18 protein-coding genes are annotated in these 16805 nt (G+C 38.0%); 16 read left to right on the top strand and 2 right to left on the bottom strand.

Annotation, left to right across the window (positions count from 1 at the left end):
* Position 1: 1 nt before the first annotated feature.
* The 8 genes from O7776_RS00335 (at position 2) to mfd (ending at position 9587) form a co-directional block, all read left to right on the top strand.
* Positions 2–376, top strand: coding sequence for a RidA family protein (locus O7776_RS00335; RefSeq protein ID WP_241371038.1), 375 nt, complete (start codon positions 2–4; stop codon positions 374–376).
* A 331-nt stretch (positions 377–707) separates the two neighbouring features.
* On the top strand, positions 708–1007 hold the full coding sequence (spoVG, locus tag O7776_RS00340; RefSeq protein WP_274308720.1) for a septation regulator SpoVG: 300 nt from the start codon (positions 708–710) through the stop codon (positions 1005–1007).
* 285 nt (positions 1008–1292) lie between these two features.
* Positions 1293–2663 (top strand): bifunctional UDP-N-acetylglucosamine diphosphorylase/glucosamine-1-phosphate N-acetyltransferase GlmU, encoded by a 1371-nt coding sequence (gene glmU, locus O7776_RS00345; RefSeq protein WP_274308721.1) that lies wholly within the window; start codon positions 1293–1295, stop codon positions 2661–2663.
* 26 nt (positions 2664–2689) lie between these two features.
* Positions 2690–3649, top strand: coding sequence for a ribose-phosphate diphosphokinase (locus O7776_RS00350; RefSeq protein WP_274308722.1), 960 nt, complete (start codon positions 2690–2692; stop codon positions 3647–3649).
* Between the two features lie 134 nt (positions 3650–3783).
* Positions 3784–4983 carry an MFS transporter gene (locus tag O7776_RS00355; RefSeq protein ID WP_274308723.1) on the top strand — a complete coding sequence of 400 codons (1200 nt, stop codon included), beginning with the start codon at positions 3784–3786 and terminating at the stop codon, positions 4981–4983.
* A gap of 160 nt (positions 4984–5143) precedes the next feature.
* Complete coding sequence (gene pth / locus O7776_RS00360; RefSeq protein ID WP_241371033.1) at positions 5144–5707, top strand: aminoacyl-tRNA hydrolase; 564 nt, start codon at positions 5144–5146, stop codon at positions 5705–5707.
* 57 nt (positions 5708–5764) lie between these two features.
* Complete coding sequence (locus O7776_RS00365; RefSeq protein ID WP_241371032.1) at positions 5765–5992, top strand: anti-sigma-F factor Fin; 228 nt, start codon at positions 5765–5767, stop codon at positions 5990–5992.
* A gap of 82 nt (positions 5993–6074) precedes the next feature.
* Positions 6075–9587: a transcription-repair coupling factor gene (gene mfd / locus O7776_RS00370; RefSeq protein WP_274308724.1), complete on the top strand. Its 3513-nt coding sequence runs from the start codon at positions 6075–6077 to the stop codon at positions 9585–9587.
* Positions 9588–9651: 64 nt separating this feature from the next.
* On the opposite strand, the gene O7776_RS00375 is transcribed toward mfd, so the two are convergent.
* Positions 9652–9978, bottom strand: a complete 327-nt coding sequence (locus tag O7776_RS00375) for a hypothetical protein (RefSeq protein ID WP_274308725.1) — start codon at positions 9976–9978, stop codon at positions 9652–9654.
* 235 nt (positions 9979–10213) lie between these two features.
* Between O7776_RS00375 and spoVT the strand changes: the two genes are divergently transcribed.
* The 8 genes from spoVT to O7776_RS00415 all read left to right on the top strand — a co-directional run bounded on the left by spoVT (position 10214) and on the right by O7776_RS00415 (position 16272).
* Positions 10214–10750 (top strand): stage V sporulation protein T, encoded by a 537-nt coding sequence (gene spoVT / locus O7776_RS00380; RefSeq protein WP_274308726.1) that lies wholly within the window; start codon positions 10214–10216, stop codon positions 10748–10750.
* A gap of 208 nt (positions 10751–10958) precedes the next feature.
* Complete coding sequence (locus tag O7776_RS00385) at positions 10959–12563, top strand: putative polysaccharide biosynthesis protein (protein WP_274308727.1); 1605 nt, start codon at positions 10959–10961, stop codon at positions 12561–12563.
* A gap of 9 nt (positions 12564–12572) precedes the next feature.
* Positions 12573–14039, top strand: coding sequence for a bifunctional methyltransferase/pyrophosphohydrolase YabN (gene yabN / locus O7776_RS00390; protein WP_274308728.1), 1467 nt, complete (start codon positions 12573–12575; stop codon positions 14037–14039).
* A gap of 4 nt (positions 14040–14043) precedes the next feature.
* The gene (locus O7776_RS00395; RefSeq protein WP_274308729.1) at positions 14044–14334 is read left to right on the top strand and encodes an RNA-binding S4 domain-containing protein; all 291 of its coding nucleotides are present in this window, start codon (positions 14044–14046) and stop codon (positions 14332–14334) included.
* A gap of 84 nt (positions 14335–14418) precedes the next feature.
* Positions 14419–14718 (top strand): sporulation protein YabP, encoded by a 300-nt coding sequence (gene yabP, locus O7776_RS00400; RefSeq protein WP_241371025.1) that lies wholly within the window; start codon positions 14419–14421, stop codon positions 14716–14718.
* Positions 14718–15173: a spore cortex biosynthesis protein YabQ gene (gene yabQ / locus O7776_RS00405; protein ID WP_337999458.1), complete on the top strand. Its 456-nt coding sequence runs from the start codon at positions 14718–14720 to the stop codon at positions 15171–15173. The genes yabP and yabQ overlap by 1 nt, the downstream gene beginning before the upstream one ends.
* A 47-nt stretch (positions 15174–15220) precedes the next feature.
* On the top strand, positions 15221–15658 hold the full coding sequence (locus tag O7776_RS00410) for an FtsB family cell division protein (protein WP_274308730.1): 438 nt from the start codon (positions 15221–15223) through the stop codon (positions 15656–15658).
* 185 nt (positions 15659–15843) lie between these two features.
* Positions 15844–16272 (top strand): S1 domain-containing RNA-binding protein, encoded by a 429-nt coding sequence (locus O7776_RS00415; protein WP_008408265.1) that lies wholly within the window; start codon positions 15844–15846, stop codon positions 16270–16272.
* A 187-nt stretch (positions 16273–16459) separates the two neighbouring features.
* Here the strand turns inward: O7776_RS00415 and O7776_RS00420 are convergent, their stop codons facing one another.
* Positions 16460–16681, bottom strand: a complete 222-nt coding sequence (locus O7776_RS00420) for a sodium:potassium antiporter (RefSeq protein WP_241371023.1) — start codon at positions 16679–16681, stop codon at positions 16460–16462.
* Positions 16682–16805: the final 124 nt, after the last annotated feature.

Raw genomic sequence — 16805 nt, forward strand, 5'->3', positions numbered from 1 at the left:
AATGAAAACTGTTTCAACAACAAATGCACCAGCAGCAATCGGTCCATACGCACAAGGGATTATCGTCAACAATATGTTCTATTCTTCAGGTCAAATCCCACTAAATTCTGCAGGCGAATTAGTGGATGGCGATATCGAAGCACAAACAAATCAAGTATTTGAAAACTTAAAAGCTGTTCTTGCAGCAGCAGGTTCCTCATTAGACCAAGTTGTCAAAACGACAGTGTTTATGAAGGATATGAACGACTTTGTTGCAATGAACGAAGTCTATGCTTTACACTTTGGTGACCATAAGCCAGCGCGCTCAGCAGTAGAAGTCGCACGCTTACCAAAAGACGTAAAAGTAGAAATCGAAGTCATTGCGTTAGTAAAATAATGTATTTGCACCACTTTCCTGTAGAGGAGGGTGGTTTTTTTATGAAAAATCCCCATTAGCTCACCAATAGCATAGTAAACTTAAATTTCATAGGCAGTCCTCTTTCAAAAAACCTCTAAATTATGACTAATTCGTCATCTAACCGACCGAATTTTTAGTTTATTTTAATAATTATAAAAATTGTAGATAGAAAAAAATTACATTTTATTGTATTCTATTGATAAATGATGCAAATTTAAGAAATTGGGTGATTTGAGGATGAGGAAAAGACAGCATTTCTTGAATCATACATCATTATTATGCGCATCTAAGTATAGGGAGGTAATTCTTTATGGAAGTAACAGACGTAAGATTACGCCGTGTTCAAACAGACGGACGTATGCGTGCCATTGCATCGATTACATTAGACGATGAATTTGTAATTCATGATATTCGAGTAATTGATGGCAATACGGGTTTATTTGTAGCAATGCCGAGCAAGCGAACGCCGGATGGAGAGTTCCGTGATATCGCGCATCCAATCAATTCGAATACGCGCAATAAAATTCAAGAAATCGTTTTAGAGGCATTTCATGCATCGACTGATGAAAATACGGAAGACGTAGTAGCGTTAGAAGAAGCAAATGTGTAATAAAACAATTAGGGGTCACTCAACAAAATGAGGGGGCTCTTTTTTTTATTAATCTTTAATAAGGATTTCATGTTCTATAACAGAAAAAAAGGGAATAATGTCGATAAAGTAGTAATAGAAAGGTTCGGGTATCAAAAGCGGCATTTTTGAAGTAGCTCATAAAAGTAGTTAAACCTATATAATTATTTTAAATTCAAACTTTTGTCAAGTCTGAATACCTTGAAAAGATAGTGAATTTACTATATAGTCATAAGAGAAAATGAGCTAAAATGGAGGACTTATAAGATGTCAAATATTTTTGCAGTTATTTTGGCTGCTGGTCAAGGTACGCGCATGAAGTCCAAATTATATAAAGTGTTACATCCAGTTTGTGGGAAAACAATGGTAGAACATGTGATTGATCATATTGGCTCTCTAAATGTTGAACGTGTCGTTACGGTTGTAGGTCACGGTGCAGAGCTTGTAAAAGAAACACTGGGAGACAAGAGTGAGTATGTTTTACAAGCAGAGCAACTAGGTACAGCACATGCCGTTCAACAGGCTGAACCGATTTTAGGCAGCTTAGAAGGCACTACACTTGTTGTATGTGGTGATACACCGCTAATTCGCCCGGAAACGATGCAAGCATTATTTGCACATCATGAGGCTAACAATGCGAAAGCAACGATTTTAACAGCGGTTGCAGAAAATCCAACTGGCTACGGACGCATTATTCGTGATGCAGATGGTCAAGTGGCACAAATTGTTGAGCAAAAGGATGCTTCAGCAGAACAACAACTAGTAAAAGAAATTAACACGGGTACGTATTGCTTTGATAACAAAGCATTATTCGAAGCATTAAAGCAAGTAAAAAATGACAACGCACAAGGTGAATACTACTTACCAGATGTCATCGAAATTTTACAAAAGCAAGGAGAAGTAGTAGCAGCCTATGTTACGGAGAACTTCGATGAAACGCTTGGTGTAAATGATCGATTTGCTTTATCACAAGCCGAAGAACTAATGCGTGCACGTATTAATGAGCGTCATATGCGTAATGGTGTAACAATCATTAACCCAGCCTCAACACATATTAGTGCAGATGCTGTTATCGGAAGTGATTCGGTTCTTTTACCGGGTGTAATCATCGAAGGCAAAACAGTAATTGGAGAAGATTGTAAAATTGGTCCAAACAGTCATATCGTGAACAGCAAAATCGGTAACAGCACAACGATTCATAGTTCGGTTGTGTTAAACAGCCAAGTGGGTAACGAAACAGCTGTAGGTCCGTTCGCGCACTTACGTCCAGAATCAACATTAGGCGACCACGTAAAAATTGGTAACTTTGTTGAAGTGAAGAAGAGCACGCTAGGTGATGATACAAAAGTTTCGCACTTAAGTTATATTGGAGATGCAGAAATTGGCAGCAACGTAAATATTGGCTGCGGTTCAATAACTGTAAACTATGACGGTAAAAATAAGTTTAAAACAACAATAGAAGACGATGTATTTGTTGGTTGTAATTCCAACTTAGTTGCGCCAGTGACGCTGAAAAAAGGGTCATTTATTGCAGCTGGATCGACAATTACAAAAGAAGTACCTGAAGAGGCACTAGCAATCGCACGTGCTCGTCAAGAAAATAAGCTAGGCTATTTAAGCAAAAATAAATCAAAATAAAACTATTCAAAATACAGGAGGCCATCATGCCGTATCAATACGCTGACTCAAAATTAAAAATCTTCTCATTAAATTCTAACAATCCACTTGCTAAAGAGATTGCTGATGAAATGGGTGTAGAACTAGGGAAATCATCTGTAAAACACTTCAGTGATGGGGAAGTTCAAATTAGCATTGAAGAAAGTATTCGTGGAATGGATGTATTTATCGTTCAATCTACTTCTGCACCTGTTAACGAGCATTTAATGGAACTTTTAATTATGGTTGATGCTGTTAAACGTGCATCTGCTCGTACAGTAAACGTTGTAATGCCTTACTATGGCTATGCTCGCCAAGACCGTAAAGCAAAAGCACGTGAACCAATCACTGCTAAATTAGTTGCAAACTTACTTGAAACTGCTGGTGCTACACGTGTAATCGTTTTAGATTTACACGCACCTCAAATTCAAGGTTTCTTCGATATTTTAATCGATCACTTAGTAGCAGTACCTTTACTTGCAGAACATTTCGGTTCAAAAGGGTTCAATGAAGACGAATTAGTAATTGTTTCTCCAGACCATGGTGGTGTAACGCGTGCTCGTAAAATGGCAGAACGTTTAAAAGCACCGATTGCAATTATTGATAAACGCCGTCCAAAACCTAACGTAGCGGAAGTAATGAACATTGTTGGTAATGTAGATGGTAAAGTATGTATCTTAATCGATGATATTATCGATACGGCAGGTACAATTACAATTGGTGCAGAAGCATTAATTAAGAGCGGTGCAAAGGAAGTTTACGCTTGTTGCTCACACCCAGTATTATCTGGTCCAGCAATCGAACGTATTGAAAATTCTTCTATTAAAGAATTAGTTGTAACAAATACAATTCAATTAAGCGAAGATAAGCTTTCTCCAAAAATTAAGCAATTATCAGTTGCAAAATTAATGGCAGATGCAATCTCTCGTGTTTACGAAAACAAATCAGTAAGTACTTTATTTGATTAATTTATAGCCTAGAGCAGCTTAGGAATGCATTTCCTAAGCTGCTTTTTTATTTTTCTAAAAAAACTTCGACTTACGAAAGAAAATCAGTATAATGAGATTGATAAGAGTAAATATTATGAAAATTAGGGGTCGAAATGAAAACATATAATGAAAAAATGAGTATTTATCATGGCATGGCGTCGGCTGTGGCACAAAATACTTCCAATAGCTATGTGCCGATTTTTGCAATGACGATTCTTGGAGCAACGAATTACCAAGTCGGATTAATTAGCTCTTTACCGCCGCTTGTGACACTAATTATGACGTTGCCGGCAGCAATTTTATTGAATCGCGCTATTGAGCAAAAAAAATTAGTTGCCTTCTCGGTTGTCGCGGCACGATTTATCTTTTTATTAATCGCTTTTGTAAGTTATGTACCGGGCAGCTTTGGTTCGTGGCTGTTATTGGGACTAATTGCCGCGATGAGTGTTCCCAATACGATGGCTAATATGGGATGGCAATCGTTTATTGGCAATCTGATTGAAGAAAATCGCCGAGCGCAGTTTTTTAGTGATCGCAATCGTTTATTAACGATTGTTGGGCTAATTGTAACTCTAATAATTGGTGTAGTCATGAAAGATATGACAACTAATAAATTAGCGTATCAAATTTTATTTATGTTTACTTTTTTCGTTGGGCTAGTGGAATTGTATTTCCTCATGAAGCATGATGAGCCTGTACGTGAATTGCAGCAACAAAAGAAGCGTGCAATGGATTGGTCGATTTTTAAAAATAAACAGTATGTGCTCTTTTTAGTTGTGGCACTCGTTTTTAATTTCGGATGGCAAATGGCTTGGGGGCTTTTTAATATTTATAATGTTCGGTATGCAGAGGCAACAATTTTTTGGATTAGTATGTTTAACGTGGCCAATATGCTTGCACAAATATTTTCATTTAATCTATGGAAGAATTGGTCGCAAAAATATGGCAATATGGCGGTATTTGTTTGGGTAGCATTTGGCATGTCGACAGCGCCATTATTAATGGTTTTATCAACAGATCTGTATTACTTAACGGCGATGTCGATGTTGTCAGGTTTCTTTGTATCGGGGACCGTTCTAATTTTGTTTAACTTATTATTAGAAAACTCACCACAAGAAGTGCGTACGTATTGTATTACATCCTATAATGTGTTGCTAGCGATTATTGCCTTTATCTCTCCACAAATCGGCATTTGGCTACTTGAAACCTATTCAATGGATATAGCGATGTATTTATCAACGGCAATGCGATTTTTAGCGGCAGTCGGTTTCTTTGTTCTATATTATGTACGTAAAAAGCGCGAACAAGTTTAAAGCAATGCACATCACTTTTCATTGGTAAATAGCAACGAATCAATTTTCCAATGAAACCTACAGAAGAAAAGACATCCTTTTGAGCTACTTGGCGCGAAATGTGTTTTCTAACGATGTATGGTAGAATAAAGTCGATTAGAGAAAAAGGATGCGATATGTAGTGAAATTAATTATTGGTTTAGGAAATCCAGGAAAACCATATGAGCATACACGCCATAATATTGGGTTTGATGTCATTGATGAATTAGCAAATCGTTGGAATGCACCATTAAATCAAAGTAAGTTTAATGGTATGTATGCAAGCGTGCATCGTCCTGAAGGCAAAGTCATTTTATTAAAGCCATTAACATATATGAATTTATCGGGTGAAAGTGTGCGCCCGCTAATGGATTATTTTGATATTGATATAGAAGATATTATCGTAATTTATGATGATTTAGATTTAGAAACAGGGAAATTACGCTTACGTGCAAAAGGGAGTGCGGGTGGCCATAATGGCATTAAATCACTGATTCAGCACCTTGGTACGCAAGAATTCAATCGTATCCGTGTAGGGGTAAATCGTCCGCCAGCAGGCATGAAAGTGGCTGATTATGTACTATCGAAGTTTTCAAAAGACGATCAGCCAGTTGTGACAGAAGCGATTGATAAAAGTTGTGATGCGGTAGAAACGGCATTAAAGAAACCATTTTTAGAAGTAATGAATCAATTTAACGGCGCATAATTTAGTGCCAATACGGCTATACTTTACCATATACGACGTATAAAGGGGGCATACTACATGCCGATTCGTTATCGCTGTCGACATTGTAAAGTAGAGATGGGAAGTTTACCATTTGATGCGGAAAAAACGATTCATAAGCTGCATTTATTTGAAATCGGTGAAATGGACGAATTCGTTGAAAAAAATGCGCAAGGTGAAACAATTGTACACAGTATCTGTGAGCATTGTGAGCAGTCATTGCGCCAGTTCCCAGATTATTATGCACTAAAAAAATGGTTACAGTAAGGGAGTTGCTTTGGTCGCGATTGTTCGCGCCAAGGCTTTTTCCGTTTTTAAATTCGTGATTTAAATAGAAAGGAGCTTGAATGTGAGTACAATTCACCAAATATTTTTGCAAGATAAGCAGATTCATAATTTTTTACAACAAGTAAAATCTGGTGCTGCGAATGATAGTCTCATAACAGGGTTAACAGGTAGTGCGAGACCAGCATTAATTCATTCCATGTTTGAAGAAACGAATAAATCGATTTATATTTTGTCATCGAATTTATTGCAGGCACAAAAGCTCGTGGATGACTTAAGTGCACTCGTTGGTGAAGAAGTTGTTCATTACTATCCAGCGGAAGAATTTATTGCGGCGAATGTGACAGTTTCATCGCCTGAATTGCGTGCACAGCGTATTGCCACATTAGGGCGCTTAGTGAATAAGGAGCGTGGCATTTATATTATCCCTGTGGCCGGAATGCGAAAAGTGCTCAATGCACCGACAGATTGGGCTGGTCATGAATTACAAACTGCTGTAGGACAGGATATCGTCGTGGAAGATTGGCTACATATGTTAGTGGAAACAGGTTATACACGTAGCGAAATGGTCACATCACCAGGTGAGTTTGCATTGCGCGGAGGTATTTTAGATGTGTATCCTCCGTATATGGAAAATCCGGTTCGTTTAGAGTTATTTGATACAGAGGTAGATTCAATTCGTACGTTTTCAGCAGATGACCAACGTTCGATTGGGAAATTACAAGAGTTGACGATTTTACCAGCGACGGAATTACTTATTACAAACGAGCAGCGTGTAATACTAGCAGAGCGTTTAGAGGTATCCCTTGCAGCAAGTTTAAAAAAGGTACGTAAAAAGGAAACACAAGAGCTATTACTCGAAAATATTGGGCAAGATATTGAGCTACTGCGCCAAGGGCAATTGCCAGATTATATTGCAAAATATGGATCGTTGTTATTTGAGAAGCCTCATTTTTTAGGGGATTACTTTACACAGGATGGCATTGTGTTATTTGATGAGCTTGGGCGTATTCAAGAAGTGATGGAAGCGTGGGAACGCGAGGAGCATGAATGGTTTATTTCAATGATTGAAGATGGCAAAACACTACATGATGTAAAACCATCGTATTCATTAAAAGAAGTGCTCTCGATGTTAAAGCAAACAAAGCTTTATTTTGCATTATTTACACGGACATTTGCTGGGGTGACATTGAAAAAAACAATCAGTTTTTCGTGTAAGCCAATGCAGCAATTCCATGGACAAATTGCGTTATTACAAAATGAAATTGCTCGTTGGACGCAAGAAAAGTTCAGCGTGCTATTTACAGCTGATTCTGCTGAGCGCATGAATGCCATTCAAAATTTGATGGATGACTATCATATTCAAGCAACAATTGGTTACGCCAACGCACCGGGTGTTTATATCGTCAATGCTGCATTGTCAGCCGGATTTGAATTGCCACAACAACGTTTAGCTGTTGTAACAGACGATGAATTATTCAAACAGCAGGCGAAGAAAAAATCAAGACCGCAGCAAATGACCAATGCCGAGCGTATTAAATCCTATACAGAAATCAAACCCGGTGATTATGTTGTACACGTGCATCACGGGATCGGAAAATACATTGGTATTGAAACATTGGTTGTGAATAATACACATCAAGACTACTTACATGTACGCTACCGTGAAGATGATAAGTTATATGTGCCAGTCGATCAAATCGAGCTGATTCAACGTTATGTACCATCAGGTGAAAAAGAGCCGAAGCTACATAAGCTAGGTGGTACAGAGTGGAAAAAGACGAGAACAAAAGTATCAAAAGCAGTGCAGGATATTGCCGATGACTTAATCAAGCTCTATGCCAAGCGTGAAGCAGAGAAAGGTTTTGCGTTTGCACCTGACTCTGATGAACAGCGTAGCTTTGAAGCAGCTTTTCCATATGAAGAAACTGAAGACCAATTACGAACAATTGTTGAAGTGAAGAAGGATATGGAACGCGAACGCCCGATGGATCGCCTTGTGTGTGGCGATGTAGGCTATGGCAAAACAGAAGTAGCCATTCGCGCGGCCTTTAAAGCAATTTTAGATGGCAAGCAAGTAGCATTTTTAGTGCCGACAACGATTTTAGCACAACAGCATTATGAAACGATTGCGAAGCGTTTTGAAGACTATGCCATGAATGTTGGTCTATTGAGTCGTTTCCGTTCGAAAAAGCAGCAAACCGAAACGTTAAAAGGTCTACGTGAGGGTACCGTGGATATCGTCATTGGTACGCATCGTATTTTATCAAAAGATGTAGAGTATCAAGATTTGGGCTTACTTATTGTTGATGAAGAACAGCGATTTGGTGTAACACATAAAGAAAAAATTAAGCAGCTACGCACAAATGTTGATGTATTAACGTTAACAGCAACACCGATTCCACGAACGTTGCATATGTCGATGGTAGGGGTGCGTGATTTATCAGTAATCGAGACACCACCACAAAATCGTTTCCCTGTACAAACGTATGTGATGGAGCATAACGGTGCGTTAGTGCGTGAAGCAATTGAACGTGAAATGGCTCGTGGTGGGCAAGTGTTTTACTTGTATAACCGCGTCGAAGATATTACCCGCCGCGTCGAAGAGATTCAAATGCTAGTACCAGATGCCCGTGTAGCATTTGCACATGGTCAAATGACAGAGGCAAAACTAGAATCGGTTATTTTATCATTTATTGATGGAGAATATGATGTCCTTGTGACAACGACAATTATTGAAACTGGTGTCGACATTCCGAATGTAAATACGTTAATCGTTCATGATGCGGATCGTATGGGTTTATCGCAGTTGTATCAATTGCGTGGACGTGTTGGTCGTTCAAATCGTATTGCCTATGCGTACTTTATGTATGAGCGTGATAAAGTGCTAACAGAAGTCGCAGAGCAACGTCTGCAAGCAGTGAAAGAATTTACTGAGCTTGGTTCAGGCTTCAAAATTGCTATGCGTGATTTATCGATTCGTGGTGCGGGCAATTTACTTGGTGCACAGCAGCATGGCTTTATCGATTCAGTCGGCTTTGATTTATATTCACAAATGTTAGAAGAGGCTGTTGAGGAGCGTCGTACAGGTGTGAAAAAAGAAGAGAAGCAAGAAATTGAAGTAATTCTGCATGTTGATGCCTATATTCCAGATGCCTATATCCCAGATGGCTATCAAAAAATCCAAATGTATAAGCGTATCAAAGCGATGGAGCATTTAGAAGATTATTATGAAATTATTGACGAAATGCAGGACCGCTTTGGCGATGTACCTGTTGAAACGGAGCGCTTAATGCGTGTGGCACGTATGAAAGTGTGGGCGGCACAGGCTGGCGTTGTTTCAATTAAAGAAAAACAGCAGGTCGTATCGATTACACTTTCAGAAGAAGGCACACAATACGCAGATGGTGCGAAAATTGTGGAGCAGTCAATGAACTTTGGGCGCGCGATCGGCTTTGGTATGGAAGGCACTCAGCTTGTTATTACCGTAGATTATCATAAATGTGGCAATCACTTACCGTTTGATGTCGTAGAAAAAATGATGGAAGTCATTGCAGGAGCAAAAAAGGGAAGTTAAAAGTAAAAGAAGGATACGAACAAGTAAATGACTTCTTCGTATCCTTCTTTTTATATCGAGAAAATTATAATTCTAACATCGATTTAATAGAATGCTGAACGCTATAGTGAACACCGTTCTGATAATTTAATCTCTGTAATAGCTCCTCGCGGTTACGATGTTCTTGGCGTAACGCTAAAAATTGTTTTTCACGTGTTGTGGAAGTCATTGTAAGATCACGTTGGCCGTTTGGTTTTTCTAAATAACGTTTAAAAATACCATTTTCAAATTTTGAAATAACCTCTGCACGTTCTGTTGCATAATTCGGATAATGCACCAAATGTGTTCCTGCATAGTATTGTTGCTGACGATATGCATCGGGCGTAGAGACAATAGCATCTACTCTTAACAATTCCAACACCTCCTATGGACGTTCCTAGATGTTTTGTTTTCGTTTTTAAAAAACAGAAATAAATCTAAAAATAAAACAAATTCCCAAATGTAGTTAATCTGATCAATTTGAAATGCCAAAAAAAAGTGTGTAATTTTAAAAATTTGGTTATGAACCCATGCATAGGTTTATTTCTTTTAAGCCAAACTAGTAGCATCTTGATGTAAAAAGAGATGAAAGCGAGGGAACATAAACGATGAAAGCAACAGGAATAGTTCGTCGCATCGATGATTTAGGTCGTGTTGTCATCCCGAAGGAAATCCGTAGAACATTGCGTATTCGTGAAGGCGATCCGTTAGAAATTTATACTGACCGAGAAGGTGAAGTCATTTTAAAAAAATATTCACCGATTAATGATTTAAGTGAATTTGCACAGCAATATGTGGAGAGTTTATTTGAAACAATAGGTACACCAGCATGTATTAGCGACCGAGATGAAATGATTGCCGTTGCAGGTGCATCTAAAAAAGATTACTTAGCAAGACGATTGACAATGTTTTCTGAAGATCATATTAAAAATCGAACAGCTACAGTTGAAAAACTCGAGCAATCGATTGAGCTCGTTACAGGACAACATGAACAAGTAAAGTCTTATTGTATTGTGCCTATAATTGCGCATGGTGATCCTATTGGAGCCGTTTATTTATTTTCAAAGGTGCATTTCATAGGAGATGTTGAACAGAAGGCAGCCGAAGCAGCAGCCAATTTTTTAGCGAAGCAAATGGAAAATTAAATCTTTGAAACAACGTCCATGTAAAGTGGACGTTTTTGTTTGTGGATAGGAAAGGATCATCTTACTTCATGGAAATCCACATAAGATAAGACATCATTTCGCGTTATTTGTCGCGAAATGTGTTTTTCTAATGGCACAACGTCTAATTTTACAAATAGTTTTTCATGTTATACTAAATACATTGTATGTAGTAGAGGAAGGAAATAGAATGTCTTCGCAAAATTTTGGAATGAAAAATTATATGAAAGGTGCGTTATTACTAACGATGGCAGCACTTATTGTTAAAATTTTAAGTGCTATTTACCGAGTGCCTTATCAAAATTTGGTAGGCGATCAAGGCTTTTATGTCTATCAGCAAGTGTATCCGTTTATTTCGTTTTTTGTCGTTTGGACATCAAGTGGTTTTGCGGTAGCCATTTCCAAAATGCTAGCAGATATTGAAGCACGTGGTGGTACGGCCATAGAAAAACGTGCCGTGTCTTGGGCAATTTTTAAATATTTAACGGTGCTATCACTAATATTTTTTAGTTTACTATTTTTCGGAGCAGATGCCCTTGCCGCTTTAATGAATGATGCCGAACTTGCAGGATTATTGAAGATGGGGTCTTTCATTACATTGTGCATGCCGTTACTAGCCTTATTAAAAGGGACGTTTCAAGCGAATAGTTATATGCAACCAGTTGCCTATGCACAAGTGTTTGAACAAACGATTCGTGTAGCAATTATTTTAGTTGGTACGATTGTGTTGCTACATTTTACGTCCTCTGTATATACTGTTGGGAAAATGGCAGTATTAGGAACCGTCATTGGTGAAGTAGCAGGAATCATATTGTTATTCTTGTTTTTAAAACGTGAACAACAGCCCATTGCGAAAAAAAAAGTGGTGGTGTGGCCGATTTTGAAAGAAGTAACGCTCTATAGTATCGCGATTAGCATGAGTGCGTTACTACTGTTATGTTTCCAACTGGTTGATTCATTTACGATTTTTAAAATGCTTGTGACTTCTGGTGTGGAAACTGTCCAAGCAATGGAAATGAAGGGGATTTATGATCGCGGACAGCCGCTTGTGCAGCTAGGAATTGTCATTGCAACGTCACTTTCGTTAGCTATTGTACCGCTCGTCGCATTAAAAGCAAAGGCAAAAAACGGACGTGGAGCAAAACCATTTATTCAATTGACGTATCGTAGCTCGCTCTTATTTGGCGTGGCGGCAGCGCTGGGACTCGTACTGGTTATGCCTTATGCGAACACGCTCTTATTTAAGACCGATAGCTATTCCAATATGCTACGATTATATGTAGTACAAATTGTTCCGTTATCGATAATACTGACGTTTATGGCGGTATTACAAGGCTATAGTAAATTAAAAATGCCGGCACTATTTTTGCTGATAAGTATTGCGTTAAAATATATTGGAAATGTGGTGCTTATACCGCATTTAGATGTACTGGGTGCTGCGATTGCGAGTACAGTGGGGTTAATTTTTGCAGCAATCGCATTAGTCATTTATATGAAAAAAATAGCAGTAAGTCGCTTAGCCACGGCAATGTTTTACCGAAAGCTAATTGTCGCAAGCTTCGTAATGATTGTGACAGTCATGTGTGCAGTGTTACTTTTAGATATTGTATTTACAGCTCCTGAGATGCGTCGTTCGGTAGCACTTATTTATAGTGGGATCCTCGTATCACTTGGGGCATTTAGTTTTATTACCGTTGTAGCGAAATTACGTGTGTTGACGGAAAAGGATTGGTTTTTAATTCCGTTTGGTCGTCGTATGGCTATGTATCAATTATGGTTAAATCGAAAGAAGTAGGTGTATCGTGTGAATCAATTAACAGTCATCGGTTTAGGTGCAGCCGATTTTGAACAAATGCAAATGGGTGTTTATAAAAAAATTAAAGCTGCAAAAAATTTATATGTACGTACAGAGGATCATCCTGTACTACAAGATTTAAAGCAAGAAGGTATCGAATTTAAGAGTTTTGACGAAGTGTATATGAAACACGGTACATTCGGTCCAGTATACGAGGAAATTGCAGAACGCTTAATTGAGGCTGTAGAAGTAGAAGATATAATGTATGCAGTACCAGGGCATCCGTTAGTAGCTGAGCAAACGGTACAGCATTTAATCGAAGCTGACAGTCAAGGAAAGATTAAACTTGTTATAGAAGGTGGTCAAAGCTTTTTAGACCCAATTTTCGGCGCGTTAAAAATTGACCCAATTGAAGGTTTCCAACTATTAGATGGCACAAGCATGTCGATGCATGATATTAATATGCGCCAGCACATTTTAATTGCGCAAGTGTACGATTCGTTCAGTGCGTCTGAAGTAAAGCTCACATTAATGGAAAAATATCGTGATGATTATCCAGTAACAATTGTCACAGCAGCGGGTTCTTCACAAGAACAATTACGTACTGTACCGTTATATGAGTTAGATCAGTCGGCAGAAATCAATAACTTAACGACAGTATATGTACCACCTGTCACGGCAGATGAAGATGCACTACGTGATTGGGTAACATTCCGTCAGATTATTGCGAAATTGCGCGGTCCAGAAGGTTGCCCTTGGGATCAAAAGCAAACGCATGAATCATTGAAGAAGTACTTATTAGAAGAGGCGCATGAATTTTTAGCTGCGGTTGATGCAGAAGACGATTTCGCAATGGTTGAAGAGCTTGGCGATGTTCTATTACAAGTATTCTTACATGCTCAAATTGGTGAGGATAATGGTTACTTCACACTAGAAGAAGTATTAGCGTCAATTAGTGAAAAAATGATTCGCCGTCACCCGCATGTGTTTGGGGATGTATCAGTAGAAGATGCCGATACAGTTGTAGCAAACTGGGAAGCGATTAAAAAAGCAGAAAAGGGCGAAACAGGGGACGAGCCGTTATTAAAAAATGAATATCGGCCTGAATCAGCACTCCAAACATCATATAACTACCAGAAAAAAGCGGCGGCAGTTGGCTTTGATTGGCCAAATGTAAAAGACGCGTGGGATAAGTTAACAGAAGAATGGCAAGAGTTCCGCGAAGAAATTTCAAGTGGTGAAGCGACAAGCCGCATGGACGAGTTTGGTGATGTACTGTTCACATTAGTAAACTTGGCGCGCTTCTACAAAATTTCACCAGAAGAAGCAATGCTACATGCCAATGAAAAATTCGCGCGTCGTTTTAACTTTGTCGAAAACAGTGTGAAAAATAGCGGTAAAACATTTAGTGATTTTACGTTAGATGAATTAGATAGCTTTTGGGATGAAGCAAAACGTTTAGAAAAAGGAGAGTAATTTTATGCGCTTAGATAAATTTTTGAAAGTTTCACGTTTAATTAAACGTCGTACATTAGCAAAAGAAGTAGCCGTACAAGGTCGTATTTCTATTAACGGTAAAGTTGCAAAGGCCAGCAGTACTGTCAAAGTAGGCGATGAGCTAGCGATTCGCTTCGGGCAAAAAATCGTCACAGCACGTGTAGAAGAGCTGCGCGAAACTGTGAAAAAAGAAGATGCATTAAAAATGTTTACCATTCTTAAAGAAGAGCGTCTTGAAAAAGTCGACCCAGAATTTATTGATGATGAAGAATAGAATGATGGCATGGCAGAAAAATCTGTCATGCTTTTTTTTTAGCAAGCATATAGTGTACAACTATGAAGGATAAGGGGGACTGGCATGACAATTCATCAAGAAAGTACACGCTATACAATTTCTTCAGGAGATCATTTAGTAACGGTACGCAATCGAAAACGAATGGACATGACATCAGTAAAAAGCATTGAACGCTTCGATCAAGAGGAATTTTTTGTTAACACATCACAAGGACATCTACTCATCCGCGGTGAAGAATTACGCATTGTGCATTTAGATGTGGACAAAGGCTTACTGACATTAGAAGGAGAAGTCAAACAACTGCAGTACGATGAAAGTGATAGCGGATTATCGAAAAGCTTCCTCCATAAATTATTTGGATGATGAGTGCGCAGCTTGTAAGCATCATCGTCATGTTTATAAGCGGAATTGCCGTGGGTATGGTTATTGATGGGACAAGAATAATCACAAGACAATTTCCGATAAAATTTATTCGCGATATAGCACGATATTTAGAAGGGCTTGTATGGCTTCTTTTAGCCATTAGCACATTTTATTTATTATTTTTAATAAAGGGAGGACAATGGCGATTTGTCGACCCGCTGGCACAAATATTAGGAATTATTAGTTATGAGCTATTTTTCCAAAATATTGCGCGTTTTATCGGAAGGCTTTTTGTGAACATAGTGATTAAGCCCATTTATTTTATTGGACATGTCTTTGTGGTGATTATTCGTAAAATAATTCAGTTTGTAATAGCACTTTGTTTATTAATAATAAATCCAATTTTTAAATTTTTTAAGAAATATTTGTTAAAAAACTTTAAATCGAAGAAATGAACTCGTATAATGATAATAACTTTTTTAAAACAAAGGAGGAGACGGCAGTGGGGAAACGAGATATTCAAGATGAGCTACATAATAATGTTCAACCACTTGATAACGAATTTGTCCGTTCAAATCCGAACGCCAAAATAGCAAAACAAAAAGCGAAAAAAGCCGTATTGCTTCGCCGAAGGCTGGCCATCTTTTTAATCATCGCTGTTGCTTCAATTGTTGGTTTAGCACAATTTTCAAGCATGCAAAATGAACGACTTGCTGACAAACAAATTAAAAAAGCCGAAGTAAACGCACAATTAGAAGAATCCTTAGAAAAACAAGAAATGTTAAATTTGCAAATTGCAAAATTAGAAGATGATGAATATATTGCGAAGTTAGCACGAAAAGAGTTTTTCCTTTCTGAAGAAGGCGAGATTATCTTTACAATTCCAAAAACATCAGATAATAAAGATGAAAAAACAGATTCGGATAAAAAGGATGAATAATGACACAAAAGTAGTATAGGTTATAAGGAAAATGTCATTTTTTACCTTTTAGAAGAGTGTCTTGTTGACACTCTTTTTATGTTAGCTATAATTAGAAGAGAAACTATTGAACAAAAGTTTCATTATTAATTGATAAACGACTTTTATTAGAAGTCTCTTAAAATTTAAGGAGGAGCATTTTTTTTATGTCAATTGAAGTAGGCAGCAAAGTACAAGGTAAGGTAACAGGCATCACAAATTTCGGTGCATTCGTTGAGCTTCCAGATGGAAAAACAGGTTTAGTTCATATTAGTGAAGTAGCGGACAACTATGTAAAAGATATTAACGAACACCTTAAAGTCGGCGATGAAGTCGAAGTAAAAGTGATGAATGTTGAAGCGGATGGTAAGATTGGTCTCTCAATTCGTAAAGCAAAGCCTCAAGCTGAGCGACCAGAGCGACCACAACGTCCTCGTCGTGAAAACAATCGTTCAAATGATCGTAACGATCGTCAACCAAAAGAAAACTTTGAACAAAAAATGGCGCGCTTCTTAAAAGATAGCGATGAACGTTTAACTACATTAAAACGTGCAACTGAATCAAAACGTGGTGGACGAGGAGCTCGCAGAGGATAATTTTGCTGGCTATTTGAAACTTAGAAAAAGTGTCATATAGATGAAAAAGCAGATTTACACAGAGGAAGCCCTGTGTGAATCTGCTTTTTGTTTGTGCGTAGCAGGAAAGCATAAATTTTTAGTGTAATCCGTAAAAGAAAAATAACAACTTGTGCTATTTTCGCCAGAGCTATGCTTTCAAATAAAATTAACGTTTTTGTTCTGGTGATGATTTATTCGCATTTTCGGCATTATGTTTAATAAGAACACGAATTAATGTGATAAAGCAAAAAATACCGCCAATTAAGCCAATCGCAATCATAATAATTTGTAATGGCAATGGTAAGTTTGTTAAAACAACACCACCGACGACTAAAAGCATACTAACGCCACACAGAAAAGCTAAATATGTAAAGTTTTGTATCAACATCAACGCCACCTCCTTTTCCATTATAAAGTGAAACGTACTATTATTTCCATTAAATGATAAAGAAAAAAGAGATTGCCTAGGAAATAATTCCAAGACAATCCCTTTGCGCCGAGGGTGGTGAGAA

Origin of the sequence: Solibacillus daqui (assembly GCF_028747805.1) — a bacterium.
Taxonomy (GTDB): domain Bacteria; phylum Bacillota; class Bacilli; order Bacillales_A; family Planococcaceae; genus Solibacillus; species Solibacillus daqui.